The organism is Sphingomonas sp. DBB INV C78 (genome assembly GCF_042693015.1).
Classification (GTDB): Bacteria; Pseudomonadota; Alphaproteobacteria; order Sphingomonadales; family Sphingomonadaceae; genus Sphingomonas_E.
This window is the reverse complement of sequence record NZ_CP170544.1, coordinates 3562415-3581567: the sequence shown is the minus strand read 5'-3', so window position 1 is coordinate 3581567 and position 19153 is coordinate 3562415. Positions and strand designations below refer to the sequence as shown.

16 protein-coding genes are annotated in these 19153 nt (G+C 61.8%); 9 read left to right on the top strand and 7 right to left on the bottom strand.

All coding sequences use genetic code 11. The features are described 5' to 3' along the window. Positions 1-24: 24 nt before the first annotated feature. The 5 genes from ACFB49_RS16795 to ACFB49_RS16775 are packed head-to-tail and all read right to left on the bottom strand — an operon-like array spanning position 25 to position 7709. Positions 25-1362 (bottom strand): erythromycin esterase family protein, encoded by a 1338-nt coding sequence (locus ACFB49_RS16795; protein ID WP_380872417.1) that lies wholly within the window; start codon positions 1360-1362, stop codon positions 25-27. Next, positions 1359-2981 carry a serine hydrolase domain-containing protein gene (locus tag ACFB49_RS16790; RefSeq protein ID WP_380872416.1) on the bottom strand — a complete coding sequence of 541 codons (1623 nt, stop codon included), beginning with the start codon at positions 2979-2981 and terminating at the stop codon, positions 1359-1361. Before ACFB49_RS16790 ends, ACFB49_RS16795 begins: the two co-directional genes overlap by 4 nt. After that, on the bottom strand, positions 2981-4015 hold the full coding sequence (locus ACFB49_RS16785; protein ID WP_380872415.1) for a DUF1611 domain-containing protein: 1035 nt from the start codon (positions 4013-4015) through the stop codon (positions 2981-2983). The genes ACFB49_RS16790 and ACFB49_RS16785 overlap by 1 nt, the downstream gene beginning before the upstream one ends. Beyond that, positions 4012-5523: an amidohydrolase family protein gene (locus ACFB49_RS16780; RefSeq protein WP_380872414.1), complete on the bottom strand. Its 1512-nt coding sequence runs from the start codon at positions 5521-5523 to the stop codon at positions 4012-4014. The genes ACFB49_RS16785 and ACFB49_RS16780 overlap by 4 nt, the downstream gene beginning before the upstream one ends. A 29-nt stretch (positions 5524-5552) precedes the next feature. Further along, on the bottom strand, positions 5553-7709 hold the full coding sequence (locus ACFB49_RS16775; RefSeq protein WP_380872413.1) for a TonB-dependent siderophore receptor: 2157 nt from the start codon (positions 7707-7709) through the stop codon (positions 5553-5555). A gap of 193 nt (positions 7710-7902) precedes the next feature. On the opposite strand from ACFB49_RS16775, the gene ACFB49_RS16770 reads away from it, so the two are divergent. The 4 genes from ACFB49_RS16770 (at position 7903) to ACFB49_RS16755 (ending at position 13054) form a co-directional block, all read left to right on the top strand. Beyond that, positions 7903-8847 carry a MurR/RpiR family transcriptional regulator gene (locus ACFB49_RS16770; RefSeq protein WP_380872412.1) on the top strand — a complete coding sequence of 315 codons (945 nt, stop codon included), beginning with the start codon at positions 7903-7905 and terminating at the stop codon, positions 8845-8847. 89 nt (positions 8848-8936) lie between these two features. After that, positions 8937-10070, top strand: a complete 1134-nt coding sequence (locus ACFB49_RS16765; protein ID WP_380872410.1) for a dipeptide epimerase — start codon at positions 8937-8939, stop codon at positions 10068-10070. Positions 10071-10210: 140 nt separating this feature from the next. Further along, entirely contained in the window at positions 10211-10702 is a 492-nt protein-coding gene (locus tag ACFB49_RS16760) for a VOC family protein (RefSeq protein ID WP_380872409.1), read from the top strand. A 51-nt stretch (positions 10703-10753) separates the two neighbouring features. Continuing rightward, positions 10754-13054, top strand: a complete 2301-nt coding sequence (locus tag ACFB49_RS16755) for a TonB-dependent receptor (RefSeq protein WP_380872408.1) — start codon at positions 10754-10756, stop codon at positions 13052-13054. Positions 13055-13066: 12 nt separating this feature from the next. On the opposite strand, the gene ACFB49_RS16750 is transcribed toward ACFB49_RS16755, so the two are convergent. Beyond that, positions 13067-13513: a nuclear transport factor 2 family protein gene (locus ACFB49_RS16750; protein WP_380872406.1), complete on the bottom strand. Its 447-nt coding sequence runs from the start codon at positions 13511-13513 to the stop codon at positions 13067-13069. 28 nt (positions 13514-13541) lie between these two features. Between ACFB49_RS16750 and ACFB49_RS16745 the strand changes: the two genes are divergently transcribed. Together ACFB49_RS16745 and ACFB49_RS16740 are read left to right on the top strand one after the other, a co-directional pair. Beyond that, positions 13542-14003, top strand: a complete 462-nt coding sequence (locus ACFB49_RS16745; protein WP_380872404.1) for a VOC family protein — start codon at positions 13542-13544, stop codon at positions 14001-14003. An 8-nt stretch (positions 14004-14011) separates the two neighbouring features. Then, positions 14012-14746, top strand: coding sequence for a hypothetical protein (locus tag ACFB49_RS16740; protein ID WP_380872403.1), 735 nt, complete (start codon positions 14012-14014; stop codon positions 14744-14746). Here the strand turns inward: ACFB49_RS16740 and ACFB49_RS16735 are convergent. Continuing rightward, positions 14724-15239 carry a TetR/AcrR family transcriptional regulator gene (locus ACFB49_RS16735; RefSeq protein WP_380872401.1) on the bottom strand — a complete coding sequence of 172 codons (516 nt, stop codon included), beginning with the start codon at positions 15237-15239 and terminating at the stop codon, positions 14724-14726. The two genes, ACFB49_RS16740 and ACFB49_RS16735, sit on opposite strands and share 23 nt — an antisense overlap. A 22-nt stretch (positions 15240-15261) precedes the next feature. Here ACFB49_RS16735 and ACFB49_RS16730 point away from each other — a divergent pair, with 22 nt between their 5' ends. The 3 genes from ACFB49_RS16730 to groL all read left to right on the top strand — a co-directional run bounded on the left by ACFB49_RS16730 (position 15262) and on the right by groL (position 19129). Continuing rightward, the gene (locus ACFB49_RS16730; protein WP_380872400.1) at positions 15262-16221 is read left to right on the top strand and encodes an SDR family NAD(P)-dependent oxidoreductase; all 960 of its coding nucleotides are present in this window, start codon (positions 15262-15264) and stop codon (positions 16219-16221) included. Between the two features lie 964 nt (positions 16222-17185). Beyond that, the gene (locus ACFB49_RS16725) at positions 17186-17473 is read left to right on the top strand and encodes a co-chaperone GroES (RefSeq protein WP_380872399.1); all 288 of its coding nucleotides are present in this window, start codon (positions 17186-17188) and stop codon (positions 17471-17473) included. A 48-nt stretch (positions 17474-17521) separates the two neighbouring features. Further along, positions 17522-19129 carry a chaperonin GroEL gene (gene groL / locus ACFB49_RS16720; protein WP_380872398.1) on the top strand — a complete coding sequence of 536 codons (1608 nt, stop codon included), beginning with the start codon at positions 17522-17524 and terminating at the stop codon, positions 19127-19129. Positions 19130-19153 lie beyond the last annotated feature (24 nt).

Genomic DNA, 19153 nt, shown 5'->3' with positions numbered 1-19153 from the left:
AACGGAGGCTTTATCGTCTCCGGGTCACTGTCGGGTAGCGTTCAGGCGCTCGAAGAAGACGACTGCGTCAATCGCGGATTCCGGAACAATAATATTCTCGCTTGTGAAATTTGAACGTAAAGTCTGCTCTTGCTCGATCCACCCTGCTGCGGAACTCTCGGTTCCGGCCCGGAGGTCGAGCAGGAAGTGCTCGATCCCGGTTGCTTCGAGCGCCCGGTCGACAGTTCCGGCCTCTCTATCATCAGGCGGAAGCCCCGGGCCATTGCGCCCGGCTGAGGTGCCGAGGATCATTATGCTCTGCTTCAGGCTCACGCGCAGATGCTGGCCCATTGATTTTGGTGGGTGGCGATAGATCGACCAAATGCCCCCCCTAGTGGGTGCATTCACGATATGCCCGTTATGGGCGAACAGCAGCACGCGCCCAGTTTTGCCTTCCTGTTCCAGTACCCATTCGAGATTGTCCGCCATCGCCGTGTCGCGCACGGCATCGGCTTTGTAATCGTCGGGCTGCAGGTCATCGCCGGTTGATGGCACGCGCGACACGCGGAACATGGCCTCGAGCTGTCGCGCGAGCACCAGATTACGCCTTGCCCAAGCCCAATCTCTTTCTGACGATGCGGCCACGAGGCCGGCCTTTTCGCGGTCGAAGAAGCGTGTCAAATTGAGGATGGCAGATTGCAGCCTCACCTGCTCTGCTGCTGGGAGAGCCGTATAACCGGGCTGGGTGAACCGACCGACAAAAGGCTTGATCGCCTCGACACTGCTCGCGGAGAGCTGCGGCGCTACACGCATGAGATAGGCGATACTGTCGTCCAGCGTGACCCGCGCATTGCGCCATTCGCCGCTGCGCTCTCCACCGCTCATATCGATACCATAGAGGTGGATCTTCCGCTCATGCCTGGGATCGGCATTGTAGACGTGGATCCACTCGATCAGCTCGACATTCTCGCCGAACCGCCAGAAGCCCCAACTCAAGCCTTCGCGAGCAAGCTGGCGGGCATCGCCGGCACCACCTGACAGATAATCCTGCAGCCGGCGGGATTCGTTGAGGCCGGATTCGATCGCGATCGCGGTGAAGCCGTGATGTTCGACCAGATAGCGGAACAGGCAGTTACGAAAGGCGAGCGGCTCATGCGCGCCGTGTGCCGGCTCGCCCAGCGCGACGACACGAGCGTTGCCTACGATAGCGCCAGTGGCCTGAAGGGCATTCGACGCCGATTGCGGGCTGCACTCGGGCAACGGCACGGCATGTTCGCGCGCCCATTCGATGAAGGCATTCGCATCCGAGGCCGAAGCCCGCTGAGCCAGCGCCGGCGTGGCAAGCAGGCTTGCGGCCAGCGGCGCGAACCACGCCCACTTCAAGGCAGATCGATCCGGTACAGCGGCACGCCGCTCAGCATCAGCCGCTGGGCCTGCCCGTCGATCATGGTGTCGACGCTGAGCCATTCCGGCGCGAAAGCCGGTTCGGCAAAGCGGAACCGGCCTGGCTTGTCCTCCACCAGCGCCGTCGGCGGCGCGTTCGAATCCGCATAGATCATCATCAGCTGCCCGTTGCGCACGAAGATCCGCACGCCGGGACCTTCCTCGCCATGGGCCATGTAACGGCCGGTCAGCGGCCGCCAGCTTTCGGGCTCGCGAGCGACGTGGGTACCGTCCTTGACGAAGCTCGATATGCCTTCGGAAACGTCTGTCACCGTTCCCGCAGCATCACGAAAGAAGTGGAAGGTGCGCGGGCCGCTTGTCGCCAGATAGGCGCCCCAGAGATCCCTCGCCAAACGGGTCAATGGTAGCGAAGCACCTCCTTCGCGAAGGACCAGCCCACCGCCCGGACCGGTCTCGAACACGAGTTCCTTGCTCTCGCCGCCTGCGAAACGCCCTGCGAAACTCGTGGCCGGTGCGAACGGGCGTGGTGCCGTTTCCCGGCTTTTGCGCGGTTGGCCGCTCGCACCCTCGGTCAAGCGCGCAATGATGCGGTCGCGCAAGGTCCGGTCGATCGGCCCGTTGCCGAGGAAAATCACGGCGAAGCGATTGGCGAGATCTGCGTTCAGATAGGCTTGAAATCCCGCGATCGATCCGCTGTGCGCGAGCACCCGACCACTATCGAGCACATCCACGCCATAGCCGTAATCGTCAAGAACCGGCGTCGAGAACCGGTCGAACGCCCGCGCCGAGATCAGTCGGCCGGAGGGCGTCTCACCCCGGCCGAGCAGCATCCGCGCATAGCTCCCCATGTCCGCCGCCGTGGAGACGATGCCGCCGTCCGCCGAGAGATAGGAAAACCACGGCGCATCGCGACGACTGCCATCGGGTGCCCGGACATAGCTTCTCGCGATATGGCCGATCAGCCGATCGTCAATCTGGGGGCTGGTGGCAGCCATGCCCAGCCTGTCCAGCACCCGTCGTTGCAGGATAACCGGAAAGGGCTGACCATCAATCCGCTCGGCGGCATAGCCAAGGAGTTGATACCCGGCATTCGAATACCAGAAATGCTCGCCCGGCGGATAACGCAGCTCGCAATCGTTCAGCGCCGCGATCAGGAAGCGCATTGATGCCAGATGATGCAGATAATTGGGCAGGCCCGACGTGTGCGTCAGGAGCGCATGACCGGTGATCGACGGAAAGGCCGATCGCGGCCGGAAACCGAGCAGATAATGCGCGATCGGCGCCGAGGGATCGAACCGCCCCTCATCCGTCATCTGCATCAGGGCGATGGCCGTAAACGACTTGGATATGGATCCGATCGCAAAGCGGGTGTCGGCAGTGACGGGCAGGCGCCGATCGATATCGGCATAGCCATGTGTTGCCACCATGCGCATCCGGTCGCGATCGGTGACGGCGACCACCAGCCCCCACTCGTCCGGCACCGCTTCCACCATTGCGCGAACATCGGCGAGCGCGGCCTCGAAGCGCGCTGGTTCGGCGGCGTGCACTGCATCGGTGCCGAAACCCAGCACCAGCAAGAAGGCGAGAAGGGTGCGCATCAGCCGATACAGGCCTCCACCAGCCGATCGAAATGCGGGCTGGGGCGCATCGGATCGGCGACCGGCAATCCCCATTCATCGATGCGACGGGCAATCAGTGCGGTGGCATCCTCATCGGACAGCCCTGCGGTGTTGAGTGAAACGCCGGCACAACGCACGTCCGGGTTCGTCAGTCGCGCAAGCCTGAGCGATAGCGCCACGGCTTCCTCGATCGACGGCAGAGGATAACCATCCAAGCCGACGATAAGCTCGCGCCCATGAGCGTGGCAGAGCACCAGCATGTCGGGCTGCGATCCGTGCATCAGCCCCAGCGACACGCCGGCATAGGACGGATGGAAGACCGATCCCTGTCCCTCGATCACGTCCCAATGGTTGGGAGCGGCGTCCGGGCTCAGCGCCTCCGCCGCACCCGCGACGAAGTCGCTGACAACGGAGTCGATCGGAATGCCTGATCCTGCGATCATGATGCCCGTCTGCCCTGTCGCCCGGAAATCCACGGCAAGCCCGCGCGCCCGGAACGCGCCAGTGAGGGCGAGCGCGGTATATTTCTTGCCCAGCGCGCAATCGGTGCCGACCGTCAGCAGCCGCTTGCCCGATCGGCGACGTCCGGTGGCGATTGGCAGACCTGGGGGTGGAGTACGCACGTCGATCAGGCGCCGGCCAAGCGCGTCGGCGGCCGACCTCAGACGCGGATCGGCGGAAAGCCGGTCATGCGCGCCGCTGATGATATCCAGGCCCGCCTCCAGCGCTTCGACGAGGCACGGAATCCACGCCGGCCGGATCCTGCCACCGATCGAGGCCGCCGCAATCACCACTGAGCGCGCGCCGGCGGCATAGGCCTGTCGTGGGTCCATAAGCGGCAGCCCCAGCGTCGCACGGGCGCCGTCGCATTTATGTTCCGCCACGCACAGGTCCGGCGCCCAGTCGCGTAGGCCCAGTCCCGTCTTCAGGAAGGTGGTGTCGTCGGCATCGCCGACGAAGAGAAGATAGGGGCGCGGTAGATCGAGCACCACGGTCAGGGGCGCGTCACTCACGGCTTGATCTCCGAACGGATCGGCCGGCCAGGCCGTACATCGGGTACGAGTTTCCCCTGATCGACGACCAGCACGCCATTCACCATCACGTAGTTGAATCCTTCGGAATAGCGCGCCGCATCGCCATACGCCGCCCGCGCGCCAACCTTGTCCGGATCGAACAGCACGATATCCGCATCCGCACCGGCCTGAAGCCTGCCCTTGCGACGCATCGCAGGCACGAAGGCCTCCAACCGCTGCGCCGGCATCAGCGCCATCCGGCGGATCGCTTCGCTCCAGGCCAACACGCCTGTCTCGCGCACATAATGGCCGAGTATGCGGGCGAAGGTGCCGGCGGAGCGCGGATGGCTGTTGGGGCCGGCGATATCGCCGCCGTCGCTCGCGACCATCACCATCGGATCGCGCAGCAGGGCTGTGATCGTCGCCTCGCTGTTCATGTGCATGATGACGCCGTCGTCAGCCGTGCCGCCGCGCAGCGCATCGAACTCCGCCTGGGTCAGCCGCTTGCCGGTACTGCGGGACTGCAGGTCGCCGACGGTGACGCCCCAGCGTTTCTCCCAGCCGGGATCGAAGATGACGCTGCGGATCGAATCCACTGACCCGCCCCACGGGTAGATCTCGGTCGAAACGTCGACACCACGGTCGCGCGCCCCGCGCATCAGGTCCACCATCAGCGGCGCATCCGACATCGCCATGCTGTTGATGTGGACGACATGGACACAGGCGCCGGTCGCTGCGGCATTGGCGATGCTTTCCTGCACCGATTCCAACGTGCTGTCCGGTTCGACCAGGCTGCCGTAGCGGACATGCGTGAAGACGCAGGTGTGCGCCTTGCCGGCAACCCGGGTAACGTCCAGCATCTCCTTGTAGGTGATGCCGGGCGCATATTGCGTGCCGCTGCCGATTCCGATCGCGCCCTCGCGCAGCCCTTCCTGCAGCAGCGGTGCCAATTGACCATAAGCGGCGTCGGGAATGGGTCGGTCGATCTCCGGTCCAGAGAAGAAGGCTTCCCTTCTGCCGAGGGCTTCAAGTCCCGCTGCACCGCCGCCCTTCTGCAGGAAATAGCGGATCGGCGTGTGTCCGACGCTGGTGCCGTAGTTCAGGAGTTCGCGGCCCTGCCGCACCTCGTACCAGCGCCTGACGGGATAGGCGCCGATCTCCAGTTCCAGCCGCGTGGTGACGCCGTCCTTCGCCTGATAGCCAGCCGCTTCCGCATTGGTGGCGTGCGAATGCAGATCGATGAAGCCGGGCGCGGCGATCAGCCCGCGCGCATCGATCATCCGCCGCCCCTTGACCGGATCGGCGGTGATGGTGGTTATCCGGTCGGCATCGACCGCAATGTTGCGAACGGCATCGAGCCCGGTCTCCGGATCTATCGCCCGCGCGCCGATATAGACGACGTCGTGGACGATCGCCGATGCGGGAGGCGCCGCGAATGCGGGCTGCACGGACAGCCACGCCGCCGAGAGCGCTGCGAAGCCGGGCAGGTGGCACTTGTGCACCGTCATCACACGCTCTCCCACGCCGCCCGCTCGCCCTAGAAGTTCGCCCGCACGGACACCGCGAAACTGCGCGGTTCACCGACGACATTGCCGTAGAAGAGCGTCTCGTAATTGTTGATGTAATAATGCTCGTCGAAGATGTTCTTGACGTTCAGCTGGACCCGATAGCGATCGAAATCATAGCCGATCGACCCATCGACCAGGAAATAGGACGGCAGATCCTTGGTCACGCGATCGAAATCGGTTTTCACCGAATCGACATAGCGAATGCCGCCGCCCACAAAGGCACCGCCGCCAAACTCATAGCTGGTGTAAAGGCTCGCCGTGCTCTTCGGCAGGAAGGGTACGGTCTTGTCGATGACGTCCGGATTGTCATCGCGGGTGATCTTGGGGTCGAGCAGCGCGAAACCCGCATGGATCTGCCAGGCCGCGGTGATCTGCCCAACGGCTTCCAGTTCGAGCCCGCGATGCCGCGTCTTGCCCACCGCCTTGTAGCGATCGGTGCCGTCGGGGCCCTGCTCGACGAACAGCCCCTTATTCTTCTGGTTGAGATCGAACAGCGCCGCGGTCAGTAACAGGCGCCGGTCGGGCGATACATATTTCACGCCGATCTCATACTGACTGCCCGTCAGCGGCGGCAGCACCGCACCATCGACATCGACGCGCAACTGCGGCTGGAAGGATTCGCTGTAGGACGCATAGACGTTGAGCCCGCTGATCGGCTCAACCGTGATCGCGCCGCGATAGCTCATCTCGCCGCCGCGGCTGTAATCGACCCATGGTCCGTCGAGCCGGCTGCTGACGTCGGGCTTCGACCAGGAAAGCCCGGCAAGGAGCGTCACCGGATCTGCGACCTTGATCACCGCCTGGCCCGAAAGCGTCAGATATTCGAGCCGCTGGCCATATTCATACGTGAAGCCCGGCAGCTGGGCGGTGTTGATGATCGCTTCGATCGCCTTCACGCCGTCGAATATGTTCGCCTCGGCAACGGGCCCCTCCGGAAAATCAGGAAGGCCGCCGACCGTGGTGAGTTCGGTGTCCTGATAGAGCGCGGAGACAGAAATGAAGCTGTCCATGAGCCCGGTCTCGTCGAGCTTGTAGATCGAGGAGAGGCCGACACTGAAATCCTCGCGCTTGTTCTTGAGGAAATTCTGCGCCGCGATCAGGAAATCGCCATCTTCCTCAAGCCCGAAACCGAAGGCTGAGGGGCCGTCCGTATCGGTGTTCTGGTAGTTTGTCTTCAGGCTGATCGACCAGACCGGCGAAACTTCCCAGTCGAGTCCCGCACTGACGCGGCCCACCTTGCTGGTGAGGTTGAAATCGTGCGAGCCGATGAAGAAGGAGCGGCCGACCGGCGCTGGCGAGCCATCAGGCAGGGTCGGAATCCCGTCGAATGCCGAGCGGCGATAGCGGTCATAACCGCCATGGACATAGCCGGTGAACCCGTCGGCAATGTCGAAGTCGAGCCCGGCATAGATCACCGTCTTCGACGAATTGGCGATCTTCATGAAGCTGTCAGCTTCCTCGTGCGCCGCGATGCCGATCGCGCGCACCGTGCCTTCCGCATTGAGTGCGCCGGCAAGCTGTCCTTCGATCCGCCACCGGTCCCACGAACCGCCGAGCGCCTCGACATAGCTTGCCGTATCGGCTTTCGCCGACTTGGTGACGAGGTTGATAAGCCCGCCTGGGCTGGCCGCACCATAGACGACCGATGCCGGCCCCTTGACGATTTCCATGCGCTCGATCGTCGCATAATCGGGCTCATAATCGAGCGAGCCGACCGTCAGGCCGTCGATCGCGGTACCGCCGGTGAAACCGCGCAGCTTGACGACCGATCCGAACCCTTGCGGATTTCCCGCGAAGATCGCACCCGGCGTGTGCTGGGCAACCTCGCCCAGCGTGCGAAGATCGGCCGCCTTCAAGAAATCCTCGCTCACGAGGCTGATCGCCTGCGGCACCTTTTCTACCGGCAACGGGAGATTGGTCGTGCCGCTCGTATCCTCGCTCAGATAGCGATAGCCGGTGACGATGATATCGCCGTCCGCGGCGGTGGACGGCTGGGTATCCTGGGCATGCGCGGTTCCGGCGAGCGCGGCCTGCGCAGCCATCCCGCCGGTCGCCAGCAACCGCGCCAGCCGGCCCATCCGCGGCCACGCGTTCGCCATGCCGGGATTTCCATCGAACATCTTCATCGCGTGGCCCCTCGTCTTCGATCGAAACTGGAAAGAGCCCCTCCGGCTCGTCCGCCTTCGACACCCCTTGCCCCGATGTCCCCCCAGGGCACCGCGAATGAAGCGCCATGTGACATATTTCTGTCAATTGATAGTTTGATTGAAAAAACTAACATTCCGCGCTAGTCGATGTTCGCAGAACGGGAGGCAGCGAATGATCGACGATCAGGATGCACGGAACGGCGGAACACAGGTGATGCCCGCAATCCCCAATGTGCCGCTGCTGCGGCGACTGCAGACGGAGATCGACAGCTACACGGCGGCCGACCGGGCCGTCGCGGCCTATATCCTCGCTCATTGTGCGGTGCTCGGCTTCGAGACTGGGGATTCGCTGGCGGAGAAAGTGGGCGTCAGTGAAATCACCATCGGCCGCTTCGCTCGCAAGCTCGGCTACCGCAACTTCAAGGCGCTGAAGAACGAACTGAAGGACAGCACGGCGGAGGCGTTGCCCTGGCTGATTGGCGAAGAGTTCGTCGAGTTCGTCGACCGTCCAGGGCATCCGAGCGAGCATGACAGCAACTGCCAGCGGGAAATCAACGCGCTGCTCGCAGTCTATCGACTGGCAGAGACGCCCGGCTGGACGCAAGCGGTGGAGCTGCTCGCGCACGCCCGCACCGTCCATGTCGCGGGCTTTCAGAGCGAGCGCGGCATCGCGATGCTGCTCGCCAATCGGCTCCAGTATATGCGGGATGGCGTGCAGCTCGTGGATCTCGGCGCCGGCAGCTATGCGGACGTGTTTGCTGGCGACGGGGAAGATCGCTGCCTCGTCATCGTCGATGTTCGGCGCTATTCCCGTCAGTCCTGGCTGATGGCCGAACAGGCGAGCCAGCATGGCATCCCAACGGTCATTCTCACCGACGTCTATTGCGATTGGGCGTCGCGGTTCACCCCGCATGTTATCGCGGTGCCGACGCAAACGGGCATGTTCTGGAGCTCGCCGGTCACCCTCGTCACTGCCGTTCACCTTTTGCTGAACAATGTGGTCAAGCTGATCGGAGCGGATGTCGAACAAAGGCTCGACAAGCTGACGCGCCTGCACAAGATCTTCACCGGCTATGCGGGCCACCAGCCTCCGCGCCCGCGGCGATCGACGTCCTGATCTGCCGATTCGCGAAACAGGCAGGTATGACAGTTTTGCGATATCACTCCATCATAGACAGAAAAGCTAACGTCGCTTAGCCCGGGCCTATGACAGACACCGAATCCATTCGAGCGCCGGCGCCCGATCTCGATGCGGTGCTCGCCCGGCTGGAGCCTTGCCGACCCCGCATGGAGGTCGGCCGCATCCGCCTGCCGCTGCGCGAACCTTTCCGGATCAGCGATCATGTGTTCCACGATGTGGAAACGATCGAGGTCCGGTTGGAATCGGATGGCCATGTCGGCGTGGGCGAGGCAGCCGGCGTCTTCTATCTGGGCGACGATCCGGAACGGATGACGCGCACGCTCGATGAAGCACAAGACTGGATCCGGAACGGGCTGGATCACAATATTCTCACCGCACGAATGCCGGCCGGCGGCGCGCGCAACGCGCTCGACTGTGCATTGTGGGATTTGCAGGCGCGGCGGGCCGGTGCGCCGGTATGGCAACTGCTCGGCATGCCGCAGCCAAGACCGCTCCTGACCACCTTCACGGTTGGAAGCGCGAGCCCGGCGGCAATGGCAGAGAAAGCGCTGGCTTATACGCAGGCTCGCGCGATCAAGATCAAGCTCATTGGCGACGGCGACGACGCAGACCGCATTTTCGCCATTCGCGCCGCCCAACCGGACGCGTGGCTCGGTGTCGACGCCAATCGCAGCCTGACAGCCGAAACGCTGCAACAGTTGATGCCGGCTCTGATAGCGTCTGGCGTCCAGCTCATAGAGCAACCCTTCCCGGTCGGCCGCGACGCGCAACTGGCCTCGCTGGATCTCCCTATTCCCGTCGCGGCCGACGAGAGCATCCAGATCGCGGCCGATATCTACCGGCTCGCCCCTTTCTACCGGGTCGTGAACATCAAGCTCGACAAGTGCGGCGGCCTTACCGAAGCGCTGCGGATGATCGCCCGCGCCCGGACGCTCGGGCTGGAAGCCATGGTCGGAAACATGATCGGTAGTTCGCTGGCAATGGCGCCGGCATATCTGGTCGGCCAGTTCTGTTCGATCGTCGACCTCGACGGCCCGGTCTTCCTCACCGCCGACCGGACACCCGGCGTCGAGTATTGCGACGGCCTCATTCATGTCCCGGAAGCGGTTTGGGGCGGGAGGCGCTCGCATGAGGAACAGGTCCGGCGTCGCCGACAGAAGCAGACGGTCGGTGTCCGATTTCGGTTACCCAATCCCTGACGTTCATTCAGATTTATGGGGATGCGTGGTTCGCGATGGCAGCGACTTGGAGCACCTGGAAAACGGAACTGACCATAATTATATTGTAATTGACCAAAAACGATGATTTACTCCAATCGCACTTAGACTGGAGGTCGCTCATGGTTGAGCCTGTCGTCCGATTGGGACCGGTTTCGCATATTGGCATCGCCGTGGAAGATGTGGACAAGGCCGCGGCCTTTTATGAGCGCGTCTTCGGCATGGGCCCGTTCCACATCCAGGATTATGAGATGGGGGAGACGGCCGAATATTATCTGGTCGATGGCAAGCCCGCGAAACCGTCATTCCGGGCGGCGCTCGCTTTCTACGACAATTTCTTCATCGAGATCGTCCAGGTCACCAAGGGCGAGACCACCCACACGCGGTTCCTGAAGCGGCATGGCGAAGGTCTCCAGCATCTCTGCTTTCTGGTCGAGGATACGCAGTCCATTCTCGAGAAACTCAAGGCCGAGGGCATCGAACCGGTCATCGACTACCAGTTTATCGGCACGCATGACGGCAAGAAGACCAAGATACACGAGGTGTATCTCAACACCGACATGATGCCCGGCGGCACAATGATCCAACTGCTCGAATATATACCCGTAGAGTAAGCATGAAATCCATCGGACCCATCGAAACGATGGGCCAAGGGGAGAGGCGCCATGAGGAACCGGGGTCGGCCATTTTGGCCGGGCGTTCTTGCGCATGCGCTGGCTTCGGTAGCGACCTGCTGCGCGCTATCGACGACGGCATCGGCCCAGACTGCGCAAGCGCCTTCGGGTGAGCGCGCGATCGAAGCTGAAGGGGCCGACATCGTCGTCATCGCGCAGAAGCGCGAGCAGGCATTGCAGGACGTGCCGATCGCTATCACGGCTTTCAGCGGCGATGCGCTGGAGGACCGCAAGATCCAGACGGCCGAAGACCTATCGCTATTCGTTCCGAACCTGACACTGATCCCGCAGGCTTCGGGCAATACGACCTATGCGATCAGCATGCGCGGTATCACCCAGACGGATTCTGTCATCACTGCCGACAGCCCGGTCGCCGTCTATATCGATGGCGTGCTGGCGCCCAAGCTTGCCGGTGGGATCTTCGATTTCATTGATCTTGAACGGGTCGAGGTGCTCCGCGGCCCGCAGGGGACGCTCTATGGCCGGAATACGCCGGCGGGCGCGGTCAATCTGGTGACGCGCAAGCCGAGCGGCAGCTTCCATGTCGATGCCATGGTTGGGCTGGGCAATTATGACTCGCGGGAGTTGAGGTTGGGTGTCGACTTGCCATCGGCCGATCTCGGCGGGCTCGGCACGTTGGCGGTGCGCCTGGGCGGGCGCTATTTCGATCGCGACGGTTGGGTCAAGGATCTGGGTGCGGACCGCACGGCCGACAGCCGGCACCGCTATGGTGGACGCGCAGCCTTGCGATGGATGCCGGGGCCGGACTGGACGATCGACTATACGTTCGACCGACTCCACATCCGGGAGACGCCGCCCGCCAATCAGCTAGATACCGACTTCACCGGACTGCTTACCCAATATCAGACCGACAGCCGGCAAAAGGAACTGACCTTCGGCTATAATGCCGATCCTGCCGCCTTTGCGGACGGCACCAAGACCGAACTGGACGTCTGGATCCATGCGCTGACCGCGGAGTGGCGCGCGTCAGAGAATCTGACGCTGCGATCGATCACCGCGCAGCGCAAGGTGCATGATAACGAACCGACCGATTTCGACGGCACGCCGCTCGCGATGGCCGACTTCGGCAAGATCAACAAGCTGAAGACCTTCACGCAGGAGATACAGGGCGTCGCGAGCTTGCTCGACGACCAACTCTCAATCGTGGCGGGCTTCTTTTACTATGAGGAGGATGGCTTCACCCATGCGACGGGCGTGTTCGGCGCGGGAACCGTCAAGCAGGACAGCACCTTCAGCATCGATAACAAGGCCTATGCGGTTTATGGTCAGGTTGAATGGAAGCCGGCCTTCCTGGACGGTCGCGCCACCATCGCCGCTGGCCTGCGCTACACCACTGAGAAAAAGATTCTCGAGGATGTCACCGTCCTGATCAACGACGTGTTTCCGATTGCGTCGCTCGATCGCGCGTCCGAGACGTTCGACAAGCTCTCGCCAAGTGCCTTCCTGAGCTACGAACTGACGGACGATCTCACCGCCTATTTCCGTTACGCCCAGGGATGGCGCAGCGGCGGCTTCAACGGCACGTCGGCGACGAGCGAGCAGTTACGCACGCCTTTCGACGACGAAACGGTCGATTCCTATGAGCTGGGGCTGAAAGGAAGTTTCTGGGATCGGCGCGCGACGATCGCGCTGGCCGGTTTCATCAGCGATTATAAGGATCTCCAGACCGTCCTGACCGAGCCCAGTGTCGGTGGAGTAGGCTTTCAGACGACCAATTCGAACATCGGCAAGATCCGCATCAGCGGCATCGAACTGGAGGCTTCGGTCCGGCTAATCCCGATCCTGCAGCTCAATGGCTCCTATGCCTATCTCCACAATGACGTGAAGGATTTCACCCTGTGCGTGCCGGTCGGCCAGCCCGGCTGCGAATTCACCAATGTCGGCAATGCGCGGGTCCAGCCGCTGACGCCCAAGCATAGCGCCAGCTTCGGCGCCGAGCTCACTTTGTTAGACAATGATTCGGGCCGCCTGACGGCGCGCACCGACGTGGCATGGCGCGGGGACTCCATCGGTGGTGGCCAGGCGCTCGCCAAGAGCCCGTTGAGCAGCGACCTGAGTTTCATCCCCGATTATACGCTTGTGGATGCGCGCCTTGCCTGGGGCAATATCGCGGTTGGCGGCGGCACTATTGAATTGGCCGCCTGGGCCAAGAATCTGTTCGACGCCGATGGCCCGCAATTCTCGCTCGACCTGTCCAACTCGCTCGGTATCACCACCAAGCGCTATCTGACGCCGAGGACATATGGGCTCGACCTCACCTACCGTTTCTGAGCCGCCCTCCGCTCACAGCGAGATATTGAGATGATGCGACACGTCGCCGACCAAGCCGACCTCGATATGCTTGACCGCGTAGCGCCAGTCTCTGTCACCGCGCGTGAAGCGATCGACATATCGGCCGCAGACGATCGGCTGAAGCGGCAGTTCTGGCCGCTGCTGAAGGACGACGAAGCAGGAGCGCACGATGGCCGAGGCGTTCGTGAGCTCTTCAAATTCCAGATTGGTGACGATGTGCAGCGTCGAAGCCCCGCTATCCCCATAACTTTTGTTCGTCCGGCCGTAGAATTCGGCGATGGCGCCCGCGCCGCGCAGGGGCTCGCCACCGCGATTGGCGGTGATCTCGCCGGCCTCGAACATGGCGCCCAACTCGTCATAGGCCGCCAGGTCCACAAGGCGGGTGTAACGCGCAATGAGCGCGGATATGGCAATATAGCTTTCAAAGGCTGCGTCCACGGCCCTCTCCTCAAAGGTGAGAATGAAAATGGATAATGGCTTTCTATCACTGGCAAAACAAATTGGCTATGCAGTTCGTGATATAGATGAACAAATTGGCCGAATTTCAAAATTCGGTGTAGATGTTGGCAAATTCAATATATTTGAGGTCAGCCTTAATTCTGGAGACGGATATAGATATAGAGGAATCAATTCAGATTGCCTTCTCAAGATCGCACTGGGAAACTTCGATGGCATGGATCACGAATATATCCAGGTGCTCGATGGCGATCATCCCGCCCGCGATTTCCTTGAAAGCCATGGCGAAGGGATCAACCACCTCGGCTTCTATGTCGACGATATCGCTCCCTGGGTCCGCCGCATGACCGATGCCGGCTGCGATACCGTGATCAACGGCGGCTTCCATCTGCCGGACGGACGGCGGGGCAGTTTCGCCTATCTGGCCCTTCCGTCGAGCCCGTCGCCGATGTTCGAGTTCATAGCCATGTAGGGAGCGACATGGAGAAGCTGTGCTTCGTGTTCCGGCATGACGACGGGCCATCGCCGGATCGGCTGGCGAAGGCCAGGTCGTTCGCCGAGGTCGCGCGGGATCTGGCGCGGGCGGTGACCCTTCACGTCGCCGATCCGCCCCTTGCCACCCCGTCGGCGACTTTGGGCTCGGACGATCCGGCGGACATGGCGATCTTCGATCCGGCGCTCTATGCGCTGGCGTCGATCTGGATCGACACTATCGACGATCGAGCGCCGCTGGAGGCTGAAGCAGCGCTGCTGCCAGGGCAGTTTGGCGTCTATCTCGTCACCGAATCCGCGGTGCTGGATTATGATTCCATGTCGTGGGCTGTCGGGGAGCCGAGCCCGGGCAAGACCCTGGTCGCGCTGTTTCGTCGCCACCCCGCTTTGACGCCCGAGCGCTTCCGTCAGCGCTGGGCGGCGCATAGTTCGATGTCGTGCACGATCCATCCGCTGAGTCGCTATCTGCGCAACGATGTCGTCCACTCACTGGCGGGGGATGCAATCTGGGACGGCGTCGTCGAGGAGCGCGTTGCCGACGTGCGCGATCTGGCACCCGAACGATTCTATATCGGCGAAGGAAGCCGCGAGTTGGCGGCAAAGGACATCGCCGAGTTCATCGATGTCGAGAATGGTATGAAATGCAGCTTCATGACCGAGATCATCTACAAGCCGCCGCCCTGGCTCGCACAGGACCCACCTAGCGAGGCGTTATGCCGTTGAACAGCACCTCGATCGCGCCATCGACAAGGTCTTCCAGGTTCTTCTGCTTCGGCGCCCAGGACAATCTGTCGTTCTGGGCATGGATCAGCGTGTCGTGGGTGGCACGCCACATCAGGATCAGCGTGTCGAGATCGAGATCGTCGCGGACGCTGCCTTCCTCGATCGCTTCCGCAAGCAGGCGGCGGAAGCCTTCATCGTTCAACCGCCGGATCTCGGCGCGGACGCGCTCGCTGTCAGGCAATATGACATTGCTGTCCTGGGCCATGATTGCGCGGCAAATCGGATCATGAGCCGAATAGAGAATGGAATATTTGAACGCCTTCTTGAGCGACAGGATCGCCGGTTCGTGATCCGTATCAAGATGGGCGAGCGTGGCTTTCAACCAGCGATCCACCGCTCGGAGGTGAACTCCGTCAAGCAGGTCCTGCTTGGAGGGGAAATAGACGTAAGGCAGCCCCTTGCTCACGCCGGCGGCGGCCGCGACCTGGGACATGGTGGTTCGCGCGAAGCCTTGCGTGGCGAAGAGATCCGATGCGGCGGCAAGAATTTGCTCAGCAGAGGCCGGTCGGGTCATTTCGTCCCTATCGCTTGGTCAATATCTGGCCACGAAGATTCAGTTTGGTCGATATGCCCTTGCCGAAGGACAGGCAAGTACCGGCGCTCACGGCGATGGCCATCAAGTGCGGAGATTTAATATGGTTGACGGAAGGGTCGCGATCGTCACCGGCGCTGCGAGCGGAATGGGCAAGGCGATCGCCGCAAGACTGGACCGGGAAGGCGCGATCGTCATAGCGACCGATCGCACGATCGACGGCATCGCAAGCCCGATCGGCACCGGTTCGCACGGCCTGTTCGAAAAGCTGGACGTCACCAACCAGGATGATTGGTCGCGCGTGGCGGAACTGGCAAACGCTCGCTTCGGTCCGCCGAGCATCCTCGTCAACAATGCCGGCATTCTCCATTTCAGCGCATTGCTGGAAACGACGACGGAGCAGCTCCGCGCCATCATCGACGTCAATCTTATCGGCGCATTCATCGGAATCCGGACGATTGCTCCTTTTATGGCGGCCAAAGGGAGCGGTTCGATCGTCAATATCTGTTCGATCGATGCGACGAAGGCGACCAATGGGGCGTCCGCCTATGTCGCCAGCAAATGGGGATTGCGCGGCCTGACGAAGGCGGCAGCGCTGGAATTGGGGCCGCTCGGCATCAGGGTCAATGCGATCCACCCCGGAGGGATTAGCACGCCGATGGTACGGGATGCGGCAATGACAGACGAAGCCTTCGATGCCATCTACCACGACATTCCGCTTCAACGTGCCGGCTTGCCTGAGGAGGTGGCGGAGGCCGTTTTATATCTCGCCAGTGATCGATCATCCTACTGCGCCGGCACGGAAATTCTTGTAGATGGCGGCGCTACAGCGGGAAAATACTATGCCCAGCTGCCCGGTGCGCCCCCGTTTGCGAGCCCTTGAACGGATTTTGGCCACGATCTCCGGACATGCTGCGCGCGAAGGCTCGAAGATCTGTAATGACCAATGTTAGATATGATTTGAATTCACCGTCCGTCAGACCAAACGTCAGGCTATTATTGTCGCAATCGTCCATGGCGGACCTCGCTTGGCGAAGCGCATTTCAAACCAGAGGCTGTGTTCCGGTTTCCCTGACTTCAGGGGACTGTCCCGGACCTGAACACCGTCTTCGTGGGGTTGCCAATGCGAGCCATTCCGTGTTGGATTTGCGACGTTTCGCGCCGCGTGGATTTTTATCGAAGTGGGTGCATCGGCGCCATCTGGCTTCGAACCGTCGGCTTCCCGACGAAATAGGGGTGTCAAGGAACAGGCCGGGCTGAATCACTGCCAGCCGCCGCCGCCTAAGGAGACGTTAGGATAGACTTGCGAGCTGCCCGAAAGCGGCCCTTCGGTCATGTCTGCAAAAATGACGTCGAATTGATGGTCTGCGTAATCAGCCTTGCCGGTCGCGGCTATTCCAGCGGACGCTCGCTCTGGTGCAATTCAATTGCACCCGCGTACAGGGGCGCAAGTTGTTCGTGGGCCAGCGCGCCTCGCCTGATTTTGCAGCCTCCGCACGCATGAGTGAAATCTGGCGGCGGCGATATAGGTAATTATAGCCCGCTGGCCTGCTCCTGCGCGCTGTAAGCGGGAGCACATGTTGCGCCTCAGCCGTCGGCGCCTGCTGATCACAAGCGTACGATGATCGTTCATCACACAGATGCGAGATTTCATGGCGGGAATCTCGCTTTGTTGCCCGCGCCGCTCGTTCATGCGTGGGGGGCGTCCTTGATTATCGCTACCCGCCCCCCATCTAGAGCTGGTTGGCGCTCGCTTGTACGGAGTGCCAGATCGCAATAGGCAGCGCTGGCTCCCCGCTTGTGAAAGCGACGATTTCGTCGCGGCCCAGCGTGAGGAAAGCTGCCCCATGACATTCCGTCCCTTGCATGATCGCGTGCTCGTACGCCGTATCGACGCCGCCGAGAAATCCGCGGGTGGCATCATCATTCCCGACACCGCCAAGGAGAAACCCCAGGAGGGCGAGATCGTCGCCGCGGGTACGGGAATCCGCGCCGAGGACGGCTCGATCACGCCGCTCGACGTCAAGGCTGGTGACAGGGTTCTGTTCGGAAAATGGTCGGGATCGGAAGTGAAGGTCGATGGAGAAGACCTCATTATCATGAAGGAAAGCGACGTTCTCGGCATCGTCGGCTGATCCTACGGAGCAGTCCCACCGCATACCGAACAGAAGGAATTGCAGACCATGCCGGCCAAGGACGTCAAATTCGCCCGCGAGGCCCGAGAGGGCATCGTGCGTGGTGTCGATATTATCGCCAATGCGGTCCGTGTGACCCTCGGCCCCAAGGGCCGCAATGTCGTCATCGACAAGGGCTACGGCGCTCCGCGCATCACCAAGGACGGCGTCACCGTCGCCAGGGAAATCGAACTCAAGGACAAGTTCGAGAATATGGGTGCGCAGATGGTGCGTGCTGTCGCTTCGCGGACGCACGACCATGCCGGCGACGGCACTACGACTGCGACCGTGCTTGCGCAGGCGATCGTGCGCGAGGGCATGAAATCCGTTTCAGCCGGGGTCAACCCGATGGATCTGAAGCGCGGCATCGACCTCGCCGTCATCAAGATTGTCGACGATCTCAAGGCACGATCCAAGCCCGTCGCCAACAATGAGGAAATCGCCCAGGTCGGCATCGTTTCGGCGAATGGCGACGAGATCGTTGGCCGCAGGATCGCTGAAGCGATGGAAAAGGTGGGCAAGGAAGGCGTCATCACCGTCGAGGAAGCCAGTGGCGTGGAGTTCGAGTTCGACGTGGTCGATGGCATGCAGTTCGACCGCGGGTATCTCAGCCCTTACTTCATTACCAATTCCGAGAAGATGACGGTGGAACTCCAGGATCCCTACGTCCTGATCCACGAGAAGAAGCTCTCGAACCTCCAGGCGCTGTTGCCGATCCTCGAAGCGGTGGCTCAATCGGGCCGTCCGCTGTTTATCATTGCCGAGGATATCGAGGGGGAAGCGCTCGCGACGCTGGTCGTCAACAAGCTGCGCGGCGGCCTGAAGGTTGCGGCGGTCAAGGCACCCGGCTTCGGTGATCGCCGCAAGGCGATGCTGGAAGACATCGCGATCCTGACGGCGGGCCAGGCCATATCGGAAGAGCTGGGCACAAAACTTGAGAATGTGACGCTCGACATGCTCGGCACCGCCAAGCGCGTGATCATCGACAAGGACAACACCACCATCGTTGATGGAGCCGGCTCTCCGGATACGATCAAGGGTCGGGTCGATGTGATACATGCGCAGATCGAGAACAGCACCGGCGATTATGACAAGGAGAAGCTCCAGGAGCGCCTGGCCAAGCTTGCTGGTGGCGTCGCCATCATCAAGGTCGGCGGCTCGACCGAGGTGGAGGTCAGGGAGCGCAAGGACCGTGTCGACGACGCACTGCATGCAACCCGTGCTGCGGTCGAGGAAGGCATTGTCGCCGGTGGCGGCACTGCATTGCTCTATGCGTCAAGGGCACTGGATGATCTCAAGGGGATCAACGACGACCAGACGCGCGGCATAGATATCGTCCGCAAGGCGCTGCAGGCACCGCTCCGCCAGATCGTCGAAAATGCGGGGCACGATGGCGGCGTGATCGCGGGTCGGCTGATCGACGGCAACGACCAGAATTTGGGCTTCAACGCCCAGACCGAGCAATATGAGGATCTGGTCCGTTCAGGCGTGATCGATCCCACAAAGGTCGTCCGATCCGCATTGCAGGATGCGGCGTCGGTTGCCGGACTATTGATCACGACTGAGGCCGCGGTAGCTGAATGCGGGGAAGAAAATATGCTCATACCGAGCATCTGAGCCGTCGACATGAACTTCAACGTA